Here is a 21,262-nt window from a genome sequence, read left to right as displayed (position 1 = left end):
GCCCTGCTCGGCCCGGAGGTAAGCCGAGTGGGCGGGCCGGCGGGTGGGTCCGCCGGGGCGGCATGTCCGGACGGGTGAAGCCGCCGGATGACATGGCCTGGCGGCAGGTCAGCCGGGAGGCATGTCGGAGCGGGGCGGACCCGAGGTCGGCGGCATGTCCGAGCGCGGCGTGCCCGACGTCGGCGGCATGTCCGGCCGGGACGGAGCCCCAGGAGTGGTGCGGATGGGCGCCGTCTCCTCGGTCATCGCCGCGGCGTCCTGGCGCCCGCGCTGGTACGCCTCCGCGTGCGCCCTGGCCTGCGGCGCCTCCTGCTCGATCCGGCCCAGCCAGCGCTCCCAGCGCTGCTGCATCGGCCGGACGAGGCCGCCGCCGACGCCGATGGCCGCGATCGCCCCGACGGTGGCGAGCACGGTGATCAGCACCGGAGTCGTGACCGTGGTGGCCACGCCGATCTGGTTGAGCGCCGCGATGATGCCCAGCGCCCAGATGAACACCGCTGCGGCGGTCGCCAGCCAGCGGCCGTACGACAGCCCGCCGAGCATCCCGCTCAGGATGTCGCTGACACCCTTGGCGATGGCCCCGGCGACCACGATGATCACGATGGCGACGAGTGCCCTGGGCAGCCACGCCACCACGCCGGTCAGCAGCGCCGAGATCGGGTTCGGCCCGAAGACGCTGAACGCTATCTGCAGGGTGATCAGGATGATCGCGTAGAAGACGATCCTCGCCAGCAGGCTGCTGGCGTCGTACTTGCTGCGCTCCAGCCAGCGGCGCACACCGCTGCGCTCCACCGCCCGGTCGAATCCGACCCGTTCCAGGATCTTGTCGACGACCTTCTCCAGCGCCTTGGCCACGATCCACCCGATGACGAGAATCACCAGGAACGCGACCAGCCTGGGAACGAACGTCGCTATTTGCCGCCAGGCTTCCGTAAGGCCCTGGCCTATGTTGATGTCCACGGTTTCCTCCTCCGAGGAGTCAATGCCACGGCGCTACCCGTACCGAAACGGTGTATGCACGCAGCGACACCAAAACTTCGCGCTGGGCGACATTTCGCCGCGCTCTGGCACGCAGGTCGCAAAGGCCATGCAATGGCGGGCGGCACGGGCCGCCTTCGGGCCGTGCGGGCGCTTCGCTAGGGTGATCCTCCGTGCACCGTAGCCGGGTCCATGCCCTCCTCATCGACACACCCGCGCCCGAGGCAAGCCGGGCGGCGGCCTTCTGGGCGGCGGCGCTCGGGGCCACCGCCCGCCCCGTCCAGGGCGAGGGGCAGTTCATCTCGCTGCACCAGGCCATCCCCGGCCTCGTCACGGCCGTCCAGGCGGTCGACGACGCGCCCCGCTTCCACCTCGACATCGAGACCGACGACGTGGAGGCCGAGACGGCGCGCCTGCTGGCACTCGGCGCGACCCAGGTTTCGCGGTGGCTGGAGTGCCGCGTCCTGCGCGCCCCCGGCGGTCACCTGCTGTGCGTGTTGCCCGTGGCGGGCGACAGAGCGGCCTTCGAGGCCGAGGCCAACACCTGGCCGTGAGATCAGGCGTCGCCCCGCGCGGCCTTGAGGTGCGCGGCCGCGGCCTGCTCGAGGTGGAGGAGGTCGGATGCGACGGTGGCGAATTGCGCGAAACAGCGTGTAGCCGCCGCCCGTGGCGGCCTTTCCACTGTCACACGAACTGGCGCTCGGCTGGAGCCGGTGATTCGGCTGTTTCATGTGGTCATCGGGGTGCGGTGGCGTGGCACTCAACGACGAGGGCGTGCGCCGGGCCGCCGGAACGTGTTCTGGCTTTCCTGGACCCGGTCCCTGGTAGGGGCTGATGTCGGGTCGTCGCACGGGCCGCCGGCGTGGCCCGCCCCACCGTCTTCGCCGCCTTCGGCTCCAAGGCCGCCCTGCTCAAACAGGTGGTCGACCAGGCGCTGGCCGGCGACGACGAGCCCGTCCCGGTGGCTCAGCGCCCCTGGTTCCAGCCGGTGCTGCAGGCCACCGCGCAGGAGGCCGTCCTGGACGCCTACGCCGCGGCCGTCACTCTCATCGGCGCGCGCGCCGCTCAGGTCTTCGAAACTGTCCGTCGCGCCGCCGCGGACCCCGACGTGGCCGACCTGTGGGACGTCATGGTCAGCAACCGGCGCGCCGGAGCCCGCATGGTGATCGACCGCATGGAGACGCTGGGGCCGCTCCCTCTCGATGCCGACCACGCCGTCGATGTCGTGTGGTTCTACAACGACCCTGCGCACTACGCCGCCCTGGTGTCCCAGCGCGGCTGGCCGCAGGACACCTTCACTACCTGGCTATCGGCCCAGCTGCGGTACGCCCTGCTGCCCTGACCTCACGGAACGGCATTCCCGTACGAGCCGCCTTCCTCACGACGTGCGGGGGGTCAGGAGCTCCCTGCGGATAGTATTGAACGATACTATTGCGAATGATACAGCCCTGGATTGTGGCGGAGTTAGGCACGTTGAGCAGCGGGGAGGTAGGCGATCGTGGACGTTTATGAGGCGGTCATGAGCCGACGCGCGGTGCGCGGATTCACCAACCAGCATGTCCCGAGAGAGGTGCTGGAACGCGTGCTGTCCGCCGCGGCTTGGGCGCCGTCCGGATCGAACCTCCAGCCCTGGCACGTCTACGTGCTGACCGGTGGGCCGCTGGCCGAGCTCAAGAAGCGCGCTCGCGTGCGCGTGGCCGCACGCGACCCCTGGGACGAGCGCGAGTACGAGATGTACCCGCCCACACTGAAGTCCCCGTACCGCGAGCGCCGATCCGCCTTCGGCGAGCAGCACTACGGCTCACTCGGTATTGCGCGCGAGGACGTGGAGGCGCGCCAGAGGGCCGCTGCCGCGAACTGGGACTGTTATGGCGCGCCCGCCGCCCTGTTCTGCTACATCGACCGCGACATGGGCCTGCCGCAATGGGCCGACGTCGGCATGTATCTGCAGACCGTCATGCTGCTGCTCCGCGCCGAAGGGCTGCACAGTTGCACGCAGATGGCGTGGTCGGTCTATCGCAAGACCGTGGCGGAGATCCTTTCGCCCCCGGAGGAGCTCATCCTCTTCTGTGGCATGTCGATCGGATTCGAGGACGTCACGGTGAGTGACGCCCGTGCGGCCCGGGCGCCGCTCGACGAGACGGTCACGTTCGTCGAACGTTAAGTCACTGGAGGAGGCCCGCGCAGCCTGCGACGGCCGCAGCCTGCGACGGCCGCAGTCTGCGACGGCCGCAGTAGTTCCCGCCGTGGCGCACCGCCTGCGGTCTGGACGCTATGCCGCAGGAGACGGAGCGCGCCCACCCGCGGCAGGCGACCGGCGCGCGTGGGCGCTTACGCCTCACCGCCCGCGGGATAGGCGAACCGGGTCAGCAGATCCGCGAGTTGCTCGGGCTCGCCAGGCCCTAGCTCGGCAACCAGGCGCTCGGCCACCGGCTCCGCCGCCACATGGGCCGCGTCGAAGAGCTCGACGCCCTGAGGCGTGATCTCCACCGCTCGCACCCGCCGGTCCCCCGGAACGCTCTTGCGTACGGCCAGCCCCTTACGCTCCAGATCGTCCACGACCCGCATGATTCCGGCCTTGTCCGTCCCCGTCGCCGCCGCCAAGTCCCGCTGCACCGTGGGCCCGCGGTCGACCAGCACGATCAGCACGGCGAAATGCCGCAACTCGATGCCGAGCGGCCGAAGCGCCTCCGCCGTCACCGCGGCGGCACGCCAGTGCGCGCGGCGCAGTAGGAGGCCGAGAGCGAAGGGCGAGACATCCCCGGGGCGATCGGTCGCACGTGAGGAGGTGGTTCTCTGAGGAACGTCGGCGCTCATGAGACCAAATTACCAACAGTTCTCTCGTCTGAAACGGTATCATTTGAAATTTTATGCGCCGGGCGGCTGAGAAGCGGCTAAGAAACCGCCCTGACGGTCACGGTGGCGACCTGGATCGGGGAGGCGGCAGCTTGCTCGCCCGTGGGCGTCTACGGCGCCCGCTGCTACGGTCCTTCGTAGGGCAGGGTCTTCCCGCCGCTTGCACGCGCGAGCTTGAACGGCAAGAGGGAGGCGGTCGAGCGGCTTCCGGCCGGATCGACCGATCAGGGGTCAGCACAACATCAGCACGCGCAGACAACAGCCGTGATCAACCCGGAACAACAAGAAGCCCCAGGCTCCCGGTATGTGCCGTGAGCTGGGGCTTTGTCTCCTGTATGACCAGGTCGGACCTGATCTGCGATGGAGTCTGGTGGACGATACTGGGATTGAACCAGTGACCTCTTCCGTGTCAGGGAAGCGCTCTCCCGCTGAGCTAATCGTCCGTATTGAGTTAGCACTCAGAGCGGAAGACGGGATTCGAACCCGCGACCCTCACCTTGGCAAGGTGATGCTCTACCACTGAGCCACTTCCGCGTGGCGTTGCACTTAACTTTAGCGGATCCTGGAGGGTCCGCCGTCACCGAGGTGGAGACGGGATTTGAACCCGTGTAGACGGCTTTGCAGGCCGCTGCCTCGCCTCTCGGCCACTCCACCAGGAGTCTCGCTCCGAGCGGAAGACGGGATTCGAACCCGCGACCCTCACCTTGGCAAGGTGATGCTCTACCACTGAGCCACTTCCGCGTGAACCCCGGACGACGTGCGCCAGGCCACGGGAAAACCATATCGTCTCCGTGGAGTGCCTGTGCGCACTCGAAGGTCCGGGGCCGAAATTCAGGGGATCAGGCGGACGTCCTTGGTCATGACGAACATCACCCGGTGGCCCAGCTGGATCTGGTAATAGCGGGTCTTGCCGGTGGTCGTGACGTGCTTGGACGGGTGGAACGCGCCCGCGGCGTAGTAGGAGCCGGTGATCGTGTCACCCACCGTGTACGTCTGCCCCGGGGCGATCTTGTACTGGAGCGGGGTCAAGGGCTGATACCCCGCCCGCGAGTAGGCGGATTTCTCGGGATAGGCGCGGCCGTACACTTTGGTGCCGGGCTTCAGCGGAGTGGCCAGCGGGCCGTTGGCGGGGACGGCGGTGGGGTTCGAGGCCGGGTTGTGGAACCACGCCTTCTGGCCCAGGTACCAGATGGCCGTCCAGTCGCCCCGCCGCTCCGCGACGGCGAAACGCTGGCCCGTCGAGGCACGCGCGGCATGGTCGTACACGCTGTACGAGCTCGGCTTGCTTCCGTGCTTGCCGATGTCGGAGACCAGCGGGGCGGTCGCGCTCGGGGCCGTGTGCAGCCACACGGTGGCGGCGCCGTGCGGCGGGCAGTTCTTGCCGGCCTTGGTGGTGAGGCAGCCGGTGAAGCGGGGGCGGTTCGTGTCGTAAGCCGGGCGGATCATGACGGAGTCGCCGCCCTTGACCGCCCTCAACGGCCTGTTCAGCAGGTCGAAGTAGTGGGCCCAGTCCCAGTACGGGCCGGGGTCCTCGTGCATGCCGGCGACGGTCTTCGGGGTGGTGCCGGGGACGTTGTCGTGGCCCAGGATGTGGGCGCGGTTGAGCGGGATGTCGTACTTGTCGGCCAGATACCGGACGAGCTTGGCGGACGCCCGGTACATCGCCTCCGTGTACCAGGTCCCTCCCTTCGCCAGGTAGCCCTCGTGCTCGATGCCGATCGAACGGGTGTTGACGTCCCAGTTGCCCGCGTGCCAGGCGATGTCCTTCGTCGAAACGTGCTGGGCGACATGTCCGTCCCGGGAGCGGATCGTGTAGTGCCAGCTCACGTACTTAGGGTTGCCGATCATGGAGGGGATGCCCTGGTAGGTGCCCTCCGTGTCGTGGATGACGATGTAGTCGACGGAGCGGGCGCGGAACATGCGGTCGTGGTTGCCGTAGTCCTTGTTCTTCTTCTTGCCGAAGCGTTTGAAGGCGGCGGGCATCCATTCGCAGGCCAGCGAGGAGGGGCACTCGGCCTTGGCCGCGCGCTGCACCGGCGGTCCCGCCTGTTCGGCGGTCCAGCCTTGGGACAGAGGACCGTTCGGGACCGGCGGTTCGACGTCGGTGCTGACTTCGCCGGCCCCGGAGTCCTCGCCGGCGTCGAAGGCGTGCATGTCGTCGAAGGTCTGCGCGCCGTCGAAGGTCTGGGTGTCGTCGAAGGTCTGCGTGTCGTCGTCGGCCTGGGCGTCGCTCTCCGCCTGCCGGCTGTCGTCGCCGTCCCCCGCGGACTTCATCTCCGTGCCGGTGGTGTCCCGCTCGGCGGGGTCGTGCCCGTCCGTGCCGGTCAGCCGAGGGCGCAGGCCCGGTACGGGATCCAGCCGCACCAGGTGCCCGTCGTCGGTACGGCGCTCCATTCCCTCCCTGACCACCGCGTACACCTCGTCGGCGAACTCCCGCGCCGCGACCGGGTCCGCGGCCCCCGAGTACCGGGCGATCGCGCCGTACCAGTCGGCTGGATCGGCGCTGGGACGCCCCTGGTAGGAGGCGAGCAGGGCGGCGCCGGCGCGGATGTTCGCGGCCGGGTCGCTCCGCAACCGCTCGGGCTCGACGCCGACCAGTCGCCCCGCCTCGGGCAGTGTCGTGCGCTGCGGTGCCTGGGAGGTCCGCAGCGCCGAGGCCAGGGGAACGGTGTCCCGGCGCGGCATCGGCCGGGCGTCGTCCCCGCGCGCGTCCCCCAGCGCGTCGCCGATCACGGAAGCGGCCGGGACCGTGTCCACCAGGTGCATCGGCCCGTACCCGCCGGCGGTGCTCGGCCGCCCGCCGTGCGCGTCCCAGCGGGACCCCAGGTACGCGACCCCCAGCAGCACGCTCACCGGCACCCCGAATTCGCGCGCGGCGGCGGCGAAATCGTGCTGCCGCCCGGCGGCGAGATCCTCCCCAGGCGCGGTGAGCGCACCGGCGGCAAGGATGGCGGCGAGCCAGATATGCATGACATCTCCCCCGTAGAACGTCACGGCATGACTACTCACCGTAACTGTTCCCAGAAAGGGATGTGTCAGACGGGTCCGGTGATACGGATGGGGTTAGAGGGGCCCGCTTATCCTGCCCGATATCGGGCAGGATGTTGGCGTGTCTCGTTCCAGATGCGTAATGTCCTCCTCTGTGTCCACGGCACGACATCCGTACGAAGATCTCATCGCCCACCTCACCAGGACGAGCGCGCTCGGCCCAGGAGAGGCCGCCCGGGTGGTCGCCGATGTGCTGGCGTACTTCTCCGAATCCGCCGAGGAGTACGTCCGCCGCCGCCACGGCGAGCTGAAGTCCCGCGGCCACACCAACGACGAGATCTTCCCCAGGATCGCCGCCGAATTACGCGGCCGCCGCGTGGCCGCGCCAGAACTGTCGCTCCGGCAGCTTCGCAGAATCGTTTACGGATAAAGAGGAGACCTCGATGTGCGGAATCGTGGCCTACGTAGGCCCCAAGGACGCCGCGCCCATCCTGTTGGAGGGTATGCAGCGGCTTGAGTATCGAGGCTACGACTCGGCGGGGATCGTGGTCTCCAACAAGGGGTTGAAAGTCCGCAAATGTAAGGGCAGGGTGGCCGACCTGGCCAAGGTCGTGCCCGCGCGGTTCAAGGGCGGCCTCGGCATCGGGCACACACGATGGGCCACGCACGGCGTGCCCAGCGACGAGAACGCCCACCCGCACCTGTCCGCCGACCAGCGCATCGCGGTCGTGCACAACGGCATCATCGAGAACGCCGGCGAGCTGCGCGCCAAGTTGATCGCCGATGGCGTCGAGTTCGCCTCGGAGACCGACACCGAAGTGCTCGCGCACATGATCGCCCACGCCGCCGACGAGAACGACACCCTCGAGGAGGCGGTCAGGAAGACCCTCAAGAGCGTGGTCGGCACGTACGGCATCGCGGTCATCGACGCCGAGCGGCCCGGCGAGGTGGTCGTGGCGCGCAATGGCAGCCCGATCGTGCTCGGTATCGGCGAGAAGGAGATGTTCGCCGCCTCCGACGTGGCCGCCCTGGTCCGCTACACCCGCCAGGTCGTGCACCTGGAGGACGGCGAGCTGGCCGTGCTCAAGGCCGACGGCTTCCACACCTTCGCCAGCGACGCCCGCGAGACCGCCAAGGAGCCGCTGACCGTCGACTGGGACGCCGGCCACTACGACACCGGCGGCTACGAGCACTACCTGCTCAAGGAGATCTCCGAGCAGCCCGAGACGATCACCCGCACCATGAGCGGCCGCCTCGACGAACGTTTCCACGTCGCGCACCTCGGCGGGCTCAACATGGACGCCCGCGAGACGCGCGGCTTCCGCCGGGTCAAGATCATCGGCTGCGGGTCCGCGTACTACTCGGGGCAGATCGGCGCGCAGCTCATCGAGGAGCTGGCGCGCATCCCGTCCGACGCCGAGCCGGCCAGCGAGTTCCGCTACCGCAACCCGGTCGTCGACCCCGACACGCTCTACGTCGCGATCAGCCAGTCGGGGGAGACGTACGACACGCTCGCCGCGGTCCAGGAGCTCAAGCGCAAGGGCGGCCGGGTCATCGGCATCGTCAACGCCGTGGGCAGCGCCATCGCCCGAGAGGTGGACGGCGGCATCTACCTGCACGCGGGTCCGGAGGTCTCCGTCGCCTCGACCAAGGCGTTCAGCTCGACCGCGGTGGCGTTCGCGCTGCTCGCCCTGCACCTGGGCCGGGTGCGCGACCTGTCGCCGGCCGACGGGCGGCGCATCGTGGAGGGCCTGCGCCGGCTGCCGGGGCAGATCGAGGAGATCCTCACGCAGAGCGACAAGATCGCCGAGCTGGCCCAGAAGTACGCGACGCACGCGAGCATGATGTTCGTCGGCCGCGTACGCGGCTACCCGGTGGCCAGGGAAGGCGCGCAGAAGCTCAAGGAGATCTCGTACGTGCACGCCGAGGCGTACCCGGCCAGCGAGCTCAAGCACGGCCCGCTCGCTCTGATCGGCCCGGACATGCCGACGGTCGCGATCGTCCCCGACGACGAGCTGCTCGACAAGAACCTCACCACGCTCGGGGAGATCCGCGCCCGTGGCGGCCGGGTCCTCATGGTCGGGCACCGCGAGCCCGAGGCGAAGCTGGCCGACGACGTGATCGTGATCCCCAAGAACGAGATCGAGCTCGACCCCATCCTGCTCACGATCCCGCTCCAGCTGCTGGCTTACCACGCGGCTGTCGCGCTCGACCGCGATGTGGACAAGCCACGCAATCTTGCAAAGAGCGTAACGGTCGAGTAATCGGCCCCAATTCAGCCTCAAACCTCGTTATTCCGCTTCGAACGGCATAAATTCAATACGTGCGGCAGTTCGACCACCAGCGGCCCAATCCCGCACGCATGTACGACTACATGCTCGGCGGGAAGGCCAACTACGCGGTCGACCGCCTTGCCATCGAGCAGCTCGCGGAGCTGATCCCGGAGGCGGTCCCGCTGGCCCGCGCCAACCGGGCCTTCCTCCAGCGTGCCGTTCGGTACGTGGCCGCCGCCGGTGTACGCCAGTTCCTCGACCTGGGCAGCGGGCTGCCGACCCAGGGCAGCGCGCACGAGGTCGCACCCGAGGCCCAGGTCGTCTACGTCGACCACGATCCGGTCGTCGCCGCGCACGCCAGAGCCCTGCTCGACGGAGCTCGACGGAGCTCGGATCCGGGCGGGGCCGTCGTGGTCGAGGCCGACCTGCTGGATCCCGATGACGTGTTGGCCCAGGCCGGGCGGTTCCTCGACCTGGCCGAGCCGGTCGGGGTGCTGATGGTGTCGATCCTGCACTTCCTGCCCGACTCCGCGCTCCCGCACCGGGCGGTGGCCGCACTGCGTGAGCGGTTGGCGCCGGGCAGCTTTCTGGTGATCACTCACGCCACCACGCGGGAGCGGGGTCATCAGGGCTCCTCGGCGAGCGGCGGCAGCGATCGTACGCCTGCCGAGATCCGCACGTTCTTCGGCGACTTCGTCCTGGAACCGCCGGGGCTGGTGCAAGCCGTCGACTGGCGTCCCGATAGGCCCAAGCTGGTGGGCGACTGGTCGCTGCCGTCGTCCCTTATGGCGGGCGTAGCGAAAAAGTCGCCCCTTTGAGCGAATAAATCGCCATATTTCGACATCCGTCTTCTGTGTGATCTGAACACGTAAGTGTGCATCTCTCTGTAATGGGTGAATAACTTAGGGTAAGGAGAAACGCGAAGGAGAGAGGCATATGCGCCGTCGGCGGTTCTTCGCATGGGGGCTGGGCCTGGCCGCGTGTGCGGCCGGTTGCGGGACCCAGCATGTCACGGGCGGCGCGACGGGCTTGCGGGCCAGGTTCGTGATCAACCCGGGCGGCCGCCGCTGGAACCCGATCGGCCAGGCGTTCGTCAGCGCGGCCCGCGCCACCGGGTACCAGACCGGCACCGGCACGAAGGTCACCCTGACCGGCCTGCCGGCCCTGGCCGCCGCCGAGCTGAACAACGGCCAGACGTTGCTCGACTCCGCCACCCCGCTGTCCAGGCTCGCCGGTGACGTGGAGGTCGTGGTCGTGCCCGCGAACTCCCGGTTCAAGGACTTCGCCGACTTCGGCGCCCACCTGCTCACCCGGCCAGGGCAGACGCTGCTGGCGGGCGGCCCGCAGGGGGCTCCCGACCACCTGCTGTTCGGCCTGATCGCCAAGGGGCTGGGCGCGGACACCAGGCAGGTCGACTACACCGGCTACCCCAGCAGCCAGGAGGCCGTGGTGGCGCTGCTGTCCGGCAAGGCCGCCGCCGCCGCGGGCCTGCTCGCGGACTGGCGCGAGAGCATCGCCAAGGGCCGGGTGCGGGCGCTGGCCGTCTCCTCCGCCGTCCGGCTGCCCGACTTCGACGTGCCGACGTTGCTGGAGTCCGGCGTGCGCGTGGACTTCGCCGACTGGACGGCCGCCTTCGGACCCGACGACATGCCGGACGAGAGCCGCGAGTCGGCCATCCGCATGTGCGAGGACGTGACCGGCTCGCCCGGCTGGCTGGCCGCCTGCCGGGCGAGCGGCTGGATCTCGATCCCGCTCAGCGGCGACGACTTCGCCCGATGGCTCGGCTCCGAGGTGGAGCGCACCCGGGCCGTCCTGCGGGATCTCGGCTTGGTGGACGCCACCAAGGCCACAACATGCTGGGGTAGTTGCGGGAACGGCCACTAGATGTAGGATCCTGGTCGTCGCTGGTTCGCCTCCCCGGAGGCGGAGCAAAAGGGAACCCGGTGCGATTCCGGGGCTGCCCCGCAGCGGTGAGCGGGAACGACCGCCGTCATGAGCACTGGAGCGATCTGGGAAGCGACGGCCAGTAGGAGCTGTTGAGCGCGCCCGCGAGCCCGAAGACCTGCCAGCGCGGTGCAGTGTCCATGGCCTCGAGGGAGGGCCGCGGGGCGACGGGGATCCGCCGTGCTCTCGCGCGCCCTCACGGGGATGAGCTCGCGAGGAGAGAGCACATGACGCAGGTCATTGAGATCGACCGCCGGCTGGCCATCGAGGAGGCCGCGGCACGGGTGATCACCGACCCGGCCAACTCCCGGGTCGCCGCCCGGCTGCTGGCCGAGGAGATCGCCGACGAGGCGGCCGGCCACGGGGTGCGGTCGTTCTCCGAGTCCATCGCCGCCACGCACGCGGCCGGGCTGATCCAGGACGGGCTGGCCGCGTTCGTCGCCGCGCACGCCGCCGAGCTGGACGCGCTGGTCGCGGAGGAGGCCGACGGCCGGTTCGAGTACTTCGGGCTACGCACCGTCTACGACCGCTACCTGCTGCGCCACCCCGAGACGCGAGCCGTGCTGGAGCGGCCGCAACACTTCTTCCTGCGCGTGGCCTGCGGGCTGTCGGAGACGGTCGAGGAGGCCGCCCAGCTGTACGCGCTGATGTCCACGCTGTCCTACCTGCCCAGCTCGCCCACGCTGTTCAACGCGGGCGCGCGCCGGCCGCAGCTGTCGTCGTGCTTCCTGCTCGACTCGCCGCGCGACGAGCTGGAGGCGATCTACGACAGGTACGGCCAGGTGGCGCGGCTGTCGAAGTACGCGGGCGGCATCGGCATCTCCTGGACCCGGGTGCGCTCGCGCGGCTCCCTGATCCGCGGCACGAACGGCCACTCCAACGGCATCGTCCCGTGGCTGCGCACCCTCGACTCCTCGGTCTCGGCGGTCAACCAGGGCGGCCGGCGCAAGGGCGCGGCGTGCGTCTACCTGGAGACCTGGCACGCCGACATCGAGGAGTTCCTGGAGCTGCGCGACAACACCGGCGAGGACGCGCGCCGCACGCACAACCTCAACCTGGCGAACTGGGTGCCCGACGAGTTCATGCGCCGGGTGGAGGCGGATGAGGTCTGGTCGCTCTTCGACCCGAAGGAGGTGCCCGACCTCACGGATCTGTACGGCGAGGCGTTCACGGCCGCGTACCGCGCCTATGAGGCCGCCGGACGCTTTATCCGGCAACTCCCGGCCCGCACCTTGTATGGCCGCATGATGCGAACTCTCGCCCAGACCGGCAACGGCTGGATGACGTTCAAGGACGCCGCCAACCGCACCTCCAACCAGACCGCCCGCCCCGAGAACGTCATCCACCTGTCCAACCTGTGCACCGAGATCCTCGAGGTCACCAGCGACGCCGAGACTGCCGTGTGCAACCTCGGCTCGATCAACCTGGCCGCCCACCTCACCGGGCACCTCACTGGGGACCTCGCCGGCGACGACATGGACTGGGAGCGCCTGCACAGCACCGTCCGCACCGCCGTGCGCTTCCTGGACCGCACCATCGACCTGGGCTTCTACCCGACGCCCGAGGCCGAGGCGGCCAACAAGCGCTGGCGGCCGATCGGGCTCGGCGTCATGGGCCTGGCCGACGTGTTCTTCGCGCTGCGCTTGCCGTTCGACTCGCCGCGGGCGCTGGCGCTGTCCACGCGGATCGCCGAGGAGATCGCACTGGCCGCGTACGACACCTCGGCCGACCTGGCCGCCGAGCGCGGCCGGCACCCGTCGTACGCCGACACCCGGGCGGCCGGGGGAGTCCTGCACCCGGACCACTACGTGCCCAGCACGGGCTCGTGGGACGCGCTGCGTCAGAAGATCGCGCTCACCGGCCTGCGTAACTCCCTCATGATCGCCATCGCGCCGACCGCCACGATCGCCTCCATCGCCGGCTGCTACGAGTGCATCGAGCCGCAGGTGTCCAACGTGTTCAAGCGCGAGACCCTGTCCGGCGAGTTCCTCCAGGTCAACCGCTACCTGGTGGCCGACCTGCAGACGCGCGGGCTGTGGACGCAGCAGATGCGTGACGCGATCAAGCGTGCCGACGGCTCGATCCAGGACGTCCCGGGCATCCCCGACGGTCTCAAGGCGCTCTACCGGACCGCCTGGGAGCTGCCGCAGAAGGCGCTCATCGACCTGGCCGCGGCGCGGCAGCCGTACATCGACCAGTCGCAGTCGCTCAACCTCTTCATGGCCAGCCCCACGATCGGCAAGCTCTCCTCGATGTACGCCTACGCCTGGAAAAAGGGCCTGAAGACCACCTATTACCTGCGCTCGCGCCCCGCCACCCGCATCGCGCAGACCACGGTGGCCGCGTCCGAGCCCGCGTCCGCGCCCGCGTTCGAGCCCGTGTCCGCGTCCCCGGCGGAGGCCGTCGCGTGCTCGCTGGAGAATCCCGAGGTCTGCGAAGCCTGCCAGTGACCGCTTCACCGAAGAACGCGGCCCACGATGCGCTCGTAACGGCGCGCACCCCGTGAGCCTTCACGACCGGCCAGGACAGGCGGACACCGGCGACGGCGCGTGCGGGTGAGCCGGCCTGCCGTAAAAGACTGCTGTGCACCACAGAGGAGAGACGTTGCTGCTCGACCCCGGAATGGACCTCACCCTCCGCCCGATGCGCTATCCGGACTTCTACGAGCGCTACCGCGCCGCCATCCGGAACACGTGGACGGTCGAGGAGGTGGACCTGCACACCGACCTCGCCGACCTGGCGAAGATGACGCCGCAGGAGCGGCACCTCATCAACCGCCTCGTCGCGTTCTTCGCCACCGGCGACTCCATCGTGGCCAACAACCTGGTGCTCAACCTCTACCAGCACGTCAACGCCCCCGAAGCGCGCCTCTATCTCAGCAGGCAGTTGTTCGAAGAGGCCGTCCACGTGCAGTTCTACCTGACCCTGCTCGACACCTACCTTCCCGACCTCGACGAACGGGTGAAGGCGTTCGCCGCCATCGAGCACATCCCCTCGATCCGCGACAAAGCGGAGTTCTGCTTCAAGTGGATCGACTCGATCAACGGAGTGGACAGGCTGGAGACCGAGGAGCAGCGCCGCGCCTTCCTCCTCAACCTCATCTGCTTCGCCGCCTGCATCGAGGGCCTGTTCTTCTACGGCGCCTTCGCCTACGTGTACTGGTTCCGCTCCCGAGGTCTCCTCGGCGGCCTGGCCACCGGCACGAACTGGGTCTTCCGCGACGAGTCCATGCACATGGAGTTCGCCTTCAGCGTGGTGGACACCGTCCGGGCCGAGGAGCCGTCGCTGTTCGACGACGAGCTGAGCAAGCAGGTCACCGCTATGCTGGAGGAGGCCGTGGCCGCCGAGCTGGCCTTCGCCGCGGACCTGTGCGGTGCCGGCATGCCCGGCATGAGCGTTGACCAGATGCGCCAATACCTCGAGTACGTCGCCGACCAGCGCCTGGCCCGGCTGGGCCTGCCCCGCCGGTACGGCTCGGCCAACCCCTTCGCGTTCATGGAGTTGCAGGACGTCCAGGAACTGGCCAACTTTTTCGAACGGCGTGTCTCTGCTTACCAAGTGGCGGTTGAGGGCAATGTGACCTTTGACGAGACGTTCTAAGACAAAGGGGGCATAGGCGTGCAGTCTCCGTCGGACTGGCCGATTCTTGTAATCTCGGTGATCGGGGCGATCATCCTGGTCGAGGCGGTCCGCCGGGTGCTGAACAGAATCGGGCGAAAGTTCGCGCTTGCCAGGCATCTGGTGGAGCACTGCACGTGGCCCGCGTTCGTGGTGGCCGCCGTGCTGGCGTTCAACCTGGTGTTCGGGCCCGACATGTTCGGCGACTCGCCGTCCGAGCGGGCCCTCGCGAGCACGGTCGAGCGGGTGCTCGGCCTCATCTCGATCGCCGCGGTCACCTGGCTGATCGTGCAGGCCACGTACGCGCTGACGGACATCGTCCTGGACCGCCTGGTGCAGGTCGAGGGCGAGCGCAACCGCCGGGCACGGCGGATCATGACCCAGATCGCGCTCGTCCGCCGCATCGCCGCCGCGATCATCATCGTGCTCGCGGTCGGCGCGATGCTCTTCTCCTTCCCGCAGGTACGCGCCCTCGGCGCCGGCCTGCTCGCCTCGGCCGGCATCGCGGGCGCCATCGTCGGCATCGCCGCCCAGCCCACCATCGGCAACGTGCTCGCCGGGCTGCAACTCGCCTTCAGCGACGCACTGCGCCTCGACGACGTGGTCGTCGTCGAGGACGAATGGGGCAGGATCGAGGAGCTCACGCTCACGTACGTCGTGGTGCGTCTGTGGGACGAGCGGCGGCTCGTGCTGCCGGTCAGCTACTTCACCCAGACCCCGTTCGAGAACTGGACCCGCCACGGCAGCCGCGTGCTCGCCGTGGTCTTCCTGAGGGTGGACTGGTCGGTGCCGGTGAAGAAGCTACGTGAAGCCCTGTACGAGTTCCTGCAGGACAACCCGCTGTGGGACCAGAAGGACTGGACGCTCCAGGTCACCGACGTGCTGCCCAACGGGCTGGTCGAGCTGCGCGCCCTCATGAGCGCCGCCGACTCGCCGTCCTCCTGGGACCTCAAGTGCGACGTACGCGAATTCCTGGTCGACTACGTCAGGGTCAACTTCCCGGAATCCCTGCCGCGCTTCCGCGTCGAAACGCCGGAAACCCGCGTCGGCATGGTCCTGGAAAAATAAATACGTGGCACGCGTGCCGATCACAGGTTTACCGTAGAGACCGTACGAAGAACTCCGAAGACTCCGACGAGGAAGGCGGCGAAGTGCGCGACCTGAGCATCACACGACCGCTCGCGACCCTCCCTGAGCTGCCGCAGAGGCTTTCCGGATAATCCCCAAGGATTTACCGGGAAGCCGCCTCGACCATATCCGAGGCGGCTTCTTCCATTCACAAACTCATAACCTCATGACCGAGTGTGGGGCAGTTTGGCAGCCCGCCTGCTTTGGGCGCAGGAGCACCGCAGGTTCGAATCCTGCCACTCGGACAACGGCCCTGAAAGGAAAGGGCCGCGGGCTACGGCCTGGCCGACGGGAATGGCGCCCCCCGGCCGGACCACGCCCTCGCCCCGGGCCACGCCCACGCCAGCTACGCCCGGGGCCCAGCCGCTCCAACCCCACAGACAGGGGGCAGGGGGTCCAAGGGCACCGCGAAGCGTCCCGAGGAGTTCGAGGCATCGACGGAGACTGGATGAACAACGTGGTGGAGAACCTGCGGATCCTGTGCGCCAACTGCCACATGCTGACGGAGACGTAGGGGACATCAGAACGGTCGGCTTAGGCCGATACAAGCGCTTGTGGCGGAACTTCGGTAGACGCGCCGGCCCCAGGAGCCGGTGCTCCGCAAGGAGCGTGGGGGTTCGACTCCCCCCGAGCGCACGCACGACCCAGACGGAGGTTCAGGGTCCGAATCCCTGGACGGCACACAACCGCCGATCATGACCCGTGCGGCGGGGGGAGCAGCTTCGCGATATCGGGTGCGTAGACGGTCATCCAGTTCGGATGCAGCCGGTAATAGACCACGTCGTTGTCCCAGTCGAAGGAGTCGTCGCCGTAGAAGCCCTTGAAGTACGCGAGCAGGTCCGGCCAGTCCGCGGCCGGCGCGCCGCCTTGGGGATTGAGGATCTCGACCTTGCCGTGCGTGAACACGCCCAGATCATCACCGCGCAGGTGCGCGGCGCTGGCGGCGGGCCGGGCAGCGAGATGGCGGGCCTTGGCGGCGCCGGGCGCCGTGCCGAAGTGCCACTTCCCGTGCAGGAAGTGCCCGTCCACACCGCTGATCCGCGGCTCGCCCTTCGCTGTCACGGTGGACAGAGCGAGGGTGCACATGCCCGTGAGGACCTGGGTGAGCTGCTCTGCGGTCAGTGTGCGCTCGGTGTTGATGATCGAGCGGAGGTGCGAGGTGGAGCGGGGGAGGGAGGCGTCGAGGAGGGCCTGGAGCTCTTTGAGGTCATCTGGCGTTTCGCGCATTGAGGTCCTTATCTGTCCGCAGGGCCCGGTCCACGTCTGCCGTCGACGCGGACCGATGAAGCCATGCTCGACCCAAAACCCGACACCCTGTGTCCTCTTTCTTCATCCGTCTTGAGCCGCGTTCGAAGACCGGGTCAGCGACCTGGTGGTCTTCGCCGGCGACGTACGCCGCTATGGCAGTAGCCGTTCGGTGGTCTCCTCGCGTGACCTCTTCAGGAAGCCGATGAAGTCACTGCCGCCGGTCCCTTTGGCGGCCTTCTCGCCGTGCTCGAAGCGTGTGATGTAGCGCCCGGTCATGCCGATGTGCTGGCCCCTGAGCCGGGCCAGGCCGTCCACGGCCGCGTTGTAGGCGTCGGCCAGTTCGGGGCGGGTGTTGCGGTGGCGGGCGACGTGGTCGTGGATCGAAGGGCCGGCTTCCAGATCCTCGAGGAAGCGGCGGTGCGGCCGGGGCATGTACGCGCGCATGCCGGTCAGGAAACCGGTGGTCAGCTCGTCGCGGTGATGGATGTCGAGTCCGGCGTCGAAGGCCTGGATGAGGGTGCTTTGTGCGGCGCTGCCCCCGGCCAGCACCAGAGGCTCGCGGTCCACGCCTTCGAACCGCAGCCCCGGTGCGGACCAGCCCATGAGGAACGGCCTGATGCGGTGGTAGAAGACGTGGGGGTCGCACCAGCGTTCGATGGCGAGTAACGCGTCGACGACGCCGGCGAGGATCTTCCGGATGCCGAGTAGTGCCTCGATGAGCCGGGTGTGGTCCTCGGCGGCCGCGGCGTGCTGGGCCTGTACGAGGAGGGGCAGTCCGCCGGCTCCGGCCAGTTCGACGCCAACGGTTGCGAGGTAGAACCACTTCTCGTCCACGCCGCCGAGGAATGTCAGCTGCGTGTCGATGTTGGACATGCTCAGCGGCTCTGTCGCGTCGATGCGCCGCCAGTTGTTCAGGACGAGTGAGGCGTGGGCGATGATCGGCGCCCGGTCGAGCCGGTGGGCGAGGTCATGCAGAGGGCGTGCCACCGGGGCCGGGAGGCTGCGCGCGGGTGCGTCGGCGCCCCACACGTACGCGTTCGCGAGGCAGCAGAGCAAGAGCATGGCTCGTTCCTGCTCTCCGCAGGACTCCAGCCGGTCGGGTGTGAGCTCGGGCATCGACTCGATCGCGGGACGGATGCGTCCTGTCATGATCAGGGCTGTGATGTTCCGCCCGACCTGCTCCCAGGGGTTGTAGGCGGCCGGCAGCGCGTCCACCGGGTCTTCGGCGGGCACGAATCCGCGGTGCGCGTCGATGGCGTACTCGCCTAACGAGGCGACCCGCGGGCTGAGGGCGCGTGTGTGGGTCGTCTCAGGGATCACTGGACTTCCTCCTCCTGCTCCGTTCGATGATTCCCGAAAACCCGGAACACCGGCAGCCGTCCCTCGTGCCACCCCCGCCGCCAGGAGAAGTGCGGTCCGGAACTGAGCGCCGTGGTGGCGGCCGTCGCGATGGCCGCCACCCACCTGTCGGCGGTGTCGGGTGGTATGTCAGTAGACGAAGGGCCAGCCGGCCGCATCGTAGCCGATCTTGTTGATGCCGAGACGGGACGAGCCGTCGCCCGCGTACCAGTGGTAGAAGAGGATGTCGCCGTCGGTGTCGGCGAGGACCGCCTGGTGGCCGGGGCCGCGGATGTCGCCGTGGCCGGCGAGCAGTTGCGTGCCGCCGCCGGCGGTCAGCGCCACCCCGTTGCGGTCCACGTACGGGCCGGTGACCGAGGTGGAGCGGCCGACCATGACGCGGTAGGTGCTGTCGGCTCCTCGGCAGCACAGATCGAAGGAGACCAGCATGTAGTAGTACTGGCCGTGCCGGTGGATGAACGGGGCCTCGATGGCGCCGCCGCCCCGGCCGGCGACGCTGCGGACGGTGGTGTCCAGTCGCTTGCCGGTGGACGGGTCGAGCTGGACCATCTTGATGCCCGACCAGAACGAGCCGAAGTCGAGCCACCAGCGGCCCTGCGTGTCGATGACGAGGTTGGGGTCGATCGCGTTGAAGTTGTCCGAACTGCGCGACTCGATGACCAGGCCCTGGTTGGACCACGACCCGGACGCCCCGGTCGTGCTGGTGGCCAGGAAGATCGCCGAATGGTTGGAGCCGAAGGTGGAGGCGGAGTAGTACATGTAGTACCGGCCGTTGAGGTAGGTGATGTCCGGTGCCCACAGGGTGTTGCTGCCGGCGGTGTACGGGTGCGCCCACGGGACGCCGCCGGGGAACGCCGACCCCGCGTTGCGCCAGGCCGTTCGGTCGGTCGAGGTCTTGAGCGGGATGCCGTCACCGGTGTGGGCCAGCAGGTAGCCGCCGCTGGGCGTCTTGGTCACCTCGGGGTCGTGGACGTTGACGTCGCCGGTGACGTACCCCGGGTTCGGGTAGGCGGGCGGCGGCGTGGTGGGGTCGCCCAGCTTGAGGAGCTGCCACTGCTGGTTGGCCCCGTTGAGGTCGATGTACTGGGACAGGCGGCCGCCGTCGGCGGTGGACCACTCCCACACCTCCAGGGCCTTGCCGCTGTTGCGGTTGATCAGCTTGACGAAGCCGTTGTCGGTGTCGATCACGCGGAACTGCTGGTTGGCGCCGTTGAGGTCGCTCCACTGGACGATGTTCGCACCGTCGGCGGTGGAGCGGTTGGCGACGTCGAGGACCTTGCCGCTGTGGCGCGAGCGCAGGCGGTAGTAGCCGCCGCCGGAGTCGGCGAACTGCCACTGCTGCCAGGCGCCGTCGTTGCGGGCCCACTGGACGATGGGGGCGCCGTCGGAGGTGGCGAAGTCGTAGACGTCCATGGCCTTGCCGCTGTGCCGGTTGACCAGCACGTAGGAAGCGTTGGTGTCGATGGTCGCGGCGGTCGCCGGGCCTGCGGCCACGAGCGAATGGCACACCGCGACCAGTGCCACGACGGTGCCCTGAAACGGCGGCCGGGCTGTAAGGGACCGGGGACGAACGTCTTCATCGGGGGTGCCTCTTCCTGTTAGCGCTAACATTCGGCCGCTACTGCGGCGGTGCAAGCCGGTCAAGAGGGACTGTGAGCCAGTGTCAACGCGGACACTGCGGCCGTCAAGCGCTCCTGTCAGACCGCAGCAGGACCGACGCAGCCCATGGCGTCGGTCATGCATTGGGCGCCACGCCGTCACCGATGCGTCACTCGGACGTCACGGCCGGCCGCGATGATCTCGGCATGTTCCCCTCACGCCTTGTCCAGTTGGCCCGCCGTGCTGCCGGAATCGCCGCGCTCGCCGTACTCGTGATCACGAGCGCCGCCACCACGGCGAACGCCGGCGCCGCGGACGTGCCCGACCGCCCCATCAGGGTCGCGACCTTCAACATCCACCACGCCCAGGGCGGGGATGACAAGCTTGACCTGCAGCGGGTCGCCGATGTGATCCGCACGGGCGAGGCCGACGTCGTCGGCCTGCAAGAGGTCGACCGGCACTGGTCGGAGCGGAGCGAGTTCGCCGACCAGGCGTCCTGGCTGGCCGAGCGGCTGCACATGCACGTGGTCTACGGCGCCAACCTCGACCTCGACCCGCTGACCGCCGGCGCGCCGCGCCGCCAGTACGGCACCGCGATCCTGTCCCGGTACCCCATCCTCGACTGGGACAACACCCTGCTGCCGCGCTACGACGGCCATGAGCAGCGCGGCTTGCTGCGGGCCCTGGTTCAGGTGCGCGGCGTGCGCGTGCAGGTGTTCAACACCCACCTTCAGCACAACAACGCGGGTGAGCGTCTGGAGCAGGTACGCGCCATCCAGCCGCTGGTCGCCGCGCGAGAGGAGCCGGTGGTGCTCACCGGGGACCTCAACGCCCGCCCCGACGCGCCGGAGATCCGTGCCCTGTCCGAGACGCTGACCGACGCCTGGCCTGGGGCGGGCACGGGCGACGGCTACACGTACCCGGCGACGGGCTCGAACGCGCGCATCGACTACGTGTTCACCTCGGCCGACGTCCGAGTCCAGTCGGCCGCCGTCGTCCAGAGCGATGCCTCGGACCACCTGCCGCTCTTCGTGGACCTCTTGGTCGGCCGCCGCGGCTGAAATCCAGGCGCTGCAGTTTTAGGCCGGGGATGAACGCGGTCCTTCGCCGTGTACCGTCGCCCGGGTGCCGTCAGGATCTGGCCGCCGTCCCCTTACCGCCGGGGGCTGCGGCCGGCGTCCGTGTCCGGGATCAGGTGGGCGTCGGAGGGGGCGGGCAACCCGTCGGCCGGCGCCCGCAGGCTGGACAGCAGCAGGGCCAGGTAGCGGCGG

16 protein-coding genes, 6 tRNA genes, 1 pseudogene and 1 riboswitch are annotated in these 21,262 nt (G+C 68.9%); of the genes and pseudogenes, 13 read left to right on the top strand and 10 right to left on the bottom strand.

Annotation, left to right across the window (positions count from 1 at the left end):
• Positions 1 to 108: 108 nt before the first annotated feature.
• Positions 109 to 954 carry a mechanosensitive ion channel family protein gene (locus tag ETD86_RS39020; protein ID WP_170223491.1) on the bottom strand — a complete coding sequence of 282 codons (846 nt, stop codon included), beginning with the start codon at positions 952 to 954 and terminating at the stop codon, positions 109 to 111.
• A gap of 197 nt (positions 955 to 1,151) precedes the next feature.
• Here ETD86_RS39020 and ETD86_RS39015 point away from each other — a divergent pair, with 197 nt between their 5' ends.
• The 3 genes and pseudogenes from ETD86_RS39015 (at position 1,152) to ETD86_RS39005 (ending at position 3,142) form a co-directional block, all read left to right on the top strand.
• Entirely contained in the window at positions 1,152 to 1,532 is a 381-nt protein-coding gene (locus ETD86_RS39015) for a VOC family protein (RefSeq protein WP_138671662.1), read from the top strand.
• A gap of 302 nt (positions 1,533 to 1,834) precedes the next feature.
• Positions 1,835 to 2,320, top strand: a pseudogene (locus ETD86_RS39010) (TetR/AcrR family transcriptional regulator); the annotation flags it as partial.
• Positions 2,321 to 2,497: 177 nt separating this feature from the next.
• Positions 2,498 to 3,142, top strand: a complete 645-nt coding sequence (locus ETD86_RS39005) for a nitroreductase (protein ID WP_211370591.1) — start codon at positions 2,498 to 2,500, stop codon at positions 3,140 to 3,142.
• A gap of 167 nt (positions 3,143 to 3,309) precedes the next feature.
• On the opposite strand, the gene ETD86_RS39000 is transcribed toward ETD86_RS39005, so the two are convergent.
• From ETD86_RS39000 to ETD86_RS58630, 6 genes are all read right to left on the bottom strand, one after another.
• The gene (locus ETD86_RS39000) at positions 3,310 to 3,795 is read right to left on the bottom strand and encodes a MarR family winged helix-turn-helix transcriptional regulator (RefSeq protein ID WP_138671659.1); all 486 of its coding nucleotides are present in this window, start codon (positions 3,793 to 3,795) and stop codon (positions 3,310 to 3,312) included.
• Positions 3,796 to 4,202: 407 nt separating this feature from the next.
• A tRNA-Val gene (locus ETD86_RS38995) sits at positions 4,203 to 4,277 on the bottom strand.
• Positions 4,278 to 4,296: 19 nt separating this feature from the next.
• Positions 4,297 to 4,368 (bottom strand) — tRNA-Gly (locus tag ETD86_RS38990).
• A 49-nt stretch (positions 4,369 to 4,417) separates the two neighbouring features.
• Positions 4,418 to 4,488: transfer RNA gene (locus tag ETD86_RS38985), tRNA-Cys, on the bottom strand.
• A 15-nt stretch (positions 4,489 to 4,503) separates the two neighbouring features.
• Positions 4,504 to 4,575: transfer RNA gene (locus tag ETD86_RS38980), tRNA-Gly, on the bottom strand.
• 90 nt (positions 4,576 to 4,665) lie between these two features.
• Positions 4,666 to 6,804 (bottom strand): N-acetylmuramoyl-L-alanine amidase, encoded by a 2,139-nt coding sequence (locus ETD86_RS58630; protein WP_246148910.1) that lies wholly within the window; start codon positions 6,802 to 6,804, stop codon positions 4,666 to 4,668.
• 172 nt (positions 6,805 to 6,976) lie between these two features.
• Between ETD86_RS58630 and ETD86_RS38965 the strand changes: the two genes are divergently transcribed.
• From ETD86_RS38965 to ETD86_RS38925, 9 genes are all read left to right on the top strand, one after another.
• Positions 6,977 to 7,252 carry a hypothetical protein gene (locus ETD86_RS38965; protein WP_246148908.1) on the top strand — a complete coding sequence of 92 codons (276 nt, stop codon included), beginning with the start codon at positions 6,977 to 6,979 and terminating at the stop codon, positions 7,250 to 7,252.
• A gap of 13 nt (positions 7,253 to 7,265) precedes the next feature.
• Positions 7,266 to 9,086: a glutamine--fructose-6-phosphate transaminase (isomerizing) gene (gene glmS / locus ETD86_RS38960; RefSeq protein WP_138671657.1), complete on the top strand. Its 1,821-nt coding sequence runs from the start codon at positions 7,266 to 7,268 to the stop codon at positions 9,084 to 9,086.
• Positions 9,087 to 9,145: 59 nt separating this feature from the next.
• Entirely contained in the window at positions 9,146 to 9,913 is a 768-nt protein-coding gene (locus ETD86_RS38955) for an SAM-dependent methyltransferase (protein ID WP_246148905.1), read from the top strand.
• Positions 9,914 to 10,031: 118 nt separating this feature from the next.
• A complete protein-coding gene (locus tag ETD86_RS38950; protein WP_138671656.1) occupies positions 10,032 to 10,979 on the top strand; it encodes a Bug family tripartite tricarboxylate transporter substrate binding protein in 948 nt (315 codons plus the stop codon).
• A 4-nt stretch (positions 10,980 to 10,983) separates the two neighbouring features.
• Positions 10,984 to 11,179, top strand: a riboswitch (cobalamin riboswitch).
• Between the two features lie 87 nt (positions 11,180 to 11,266).
• Entirely contained in the window at positions 11,267 to 13,489 is a 2,223-nt protein-coding gene (locus tag ETD86_RS38945; protein ID WP_211370590.1) for a ribonucleoside-diphosphate reductase subunit alpha, read from the top strand.
• Between the two features lie 133 nt (positions 13,490 to 13,622).
• Entirely contained in the window at positions 13,623 to 14,639 is a 1,017-nt protein-coding gene (locus ETD86_RS38940) for a ribonucleotide-diphosphate reductase subunit beta (protein WP_246148902.1), read from the top strand.
• Between the two features lie 57 nt (positions 14,640 to 14,696).
• A complete protein-coding gene (locus ETD86_RS38935; protein WP_246148900.1) occupies positions 14,697 to 15,725 on the top strand; it encodes a mechanosensitive ion channel family protein in 1,029 nt (342 codons plus the stop codon).
• Positions 15,726 to 15,955: 230 nt separating this feature from the next.
• Positions 15,956 to 16,030, top strand: a tRNA-Pro gene (locus ETD86_RS38930).
• A 303-nt stretch (positions 16,031 to 16,333) separates the two neighbouring features.
• Positions 16,334 to 16,421 (top strand) — tRNA-Leu (locus ETD86_RS38925).
• A 57-nt stretch (positions 16,422 to 16,478) separates the two neighbouring features.
• Here ETD86_RS38925 and ETD86_RS38920 read toward each other — a convergent pair.
• From ETD86_RS38920 to ETD86_RS38910, 3 genes are all read right to left on the bottom strand, one after another.
• Positions 16,479 to 17,012: a pyridoxamine 5'-phosphate oxidase family protein gene (locus ETD86_RS38920; RefSeq protein WP_138671653.1), complete on the bottom strand. Its 534-nt coding sequence runs from the start codon at positions 17,010 to 17,012 to the stop codon at positions 16,479 to 16,481.
• A 171-nt stretch (positions 17,013 to 17,183) separates the two neighbouring features.
• On the bottom strand, positions 17,184 to 18,353 hold the full coding sequence (locus ETD86_RS38915; RefSeq protein WP_170223490.1) for an indoleamine 2,3-dioxygenase: 1,170 nt from the start codon (positions 18,351 to 18,353) through the stop codon (positions 17,184 to 17,186).
• A 168-nt stretch (positions 18,354 to 18,521) separates the two neighbouring features.
• Entirely contained in the window at positions 18,522 to 19,916 is a 1,395-nt protein-coding gene (locus ETD86_RS38910) for an RICIN domain-containing protein (protein WP_246148898.1), read from the bottom strand.
• Between the two features lie 281 nt (positions 19,917 to 20,197).
• Here ETD86_RS38910 and ETD86_RS38905 point away from each other — a divergent pair, with 281 nt between their 5' ends.
• A complete protein-coding gene (locus ETD86_RS38905; protein WP_138671650.1) occupies positions 20,198 to 21,052 on the top strand; it encodes an endonuclease/exonuclease/phosphatase family protein in 855 nt (284 codons plus the stop codon).
• Positions 21,053 to 21,262: the final 210 nt, after the last annotated feature.

This window comes from Nonomuraea turkmeniaca, assembly GCF_005889735.1.
GTDB classification, from domain to species: domain Bacteria; phylum Actinomycetota; class Actinomycetes; order Streptosporangiales; family Streptosporangiaceae; genus Nonomuraea; species Nonomuraea turkmeniaca.
Note: the sequence above shows the minus strand (reverse complement) of the source record. Positions and strands in the feature narration are given on the sequence as shown.

Coding starts and splice junctions, on each gene's coding strand:
- ETD86_RS39005 (WP_211370591.1), top strand. CDS start 2,498: ATGAGCCGACGCGCGGTGCGCGGATTCACCAACCAGCATGTCCCGAGA.
- ETD86_RS39000 (WP_138671659.1), bottom strand. CDS start 3,795: ATGAGCGCCGACGTTCCTCAGAGAACCACCTCCTCACGTGCGACCGAT.
- ETD86_RS58630 (WP_246148910.1), bottom strand. CDS start 6,804: ATGCATATCTGGCTCGCCGCCATCCTTGCCGCCGGTGCGCTCACCGCG.
- glmS (WP_138671657.1), top strand. CDS start 7,266: ATGTGCGGAATCGTGGCCTACGTAGGCCCCAAGGACGCCGCGCCCATC.
- ETD86_RS38950 (WP_138671656.1), top strand. CDS start 10,032: ATGCGCCGTCGGCGGTTCTTCGCATGGGGGCTGGGCCTGGCCGCGTGT.
- ETD86_RS38945 (WP_211370590.1), top strand. CDS start 11,267: ATGACGCAGGTCATTGAGATCGACCGCCGGCTGGCCATCGAGGAGGCC.
- ETD86_RS38920 (WP_138671653.1), bottom strand. CDS start 17,012: ATGCGCGAAACGCCAGATGACCTCAAAGAGCTCCAGGCCCTCCTCGAC.
- ETD86_RS38905 (WP_138671650.1), top strand. CDS start 20,198: ATGTTCCCCTCACGCCTTGTCCAGTTGGCCCGCCGTGCTGCCGGAATC.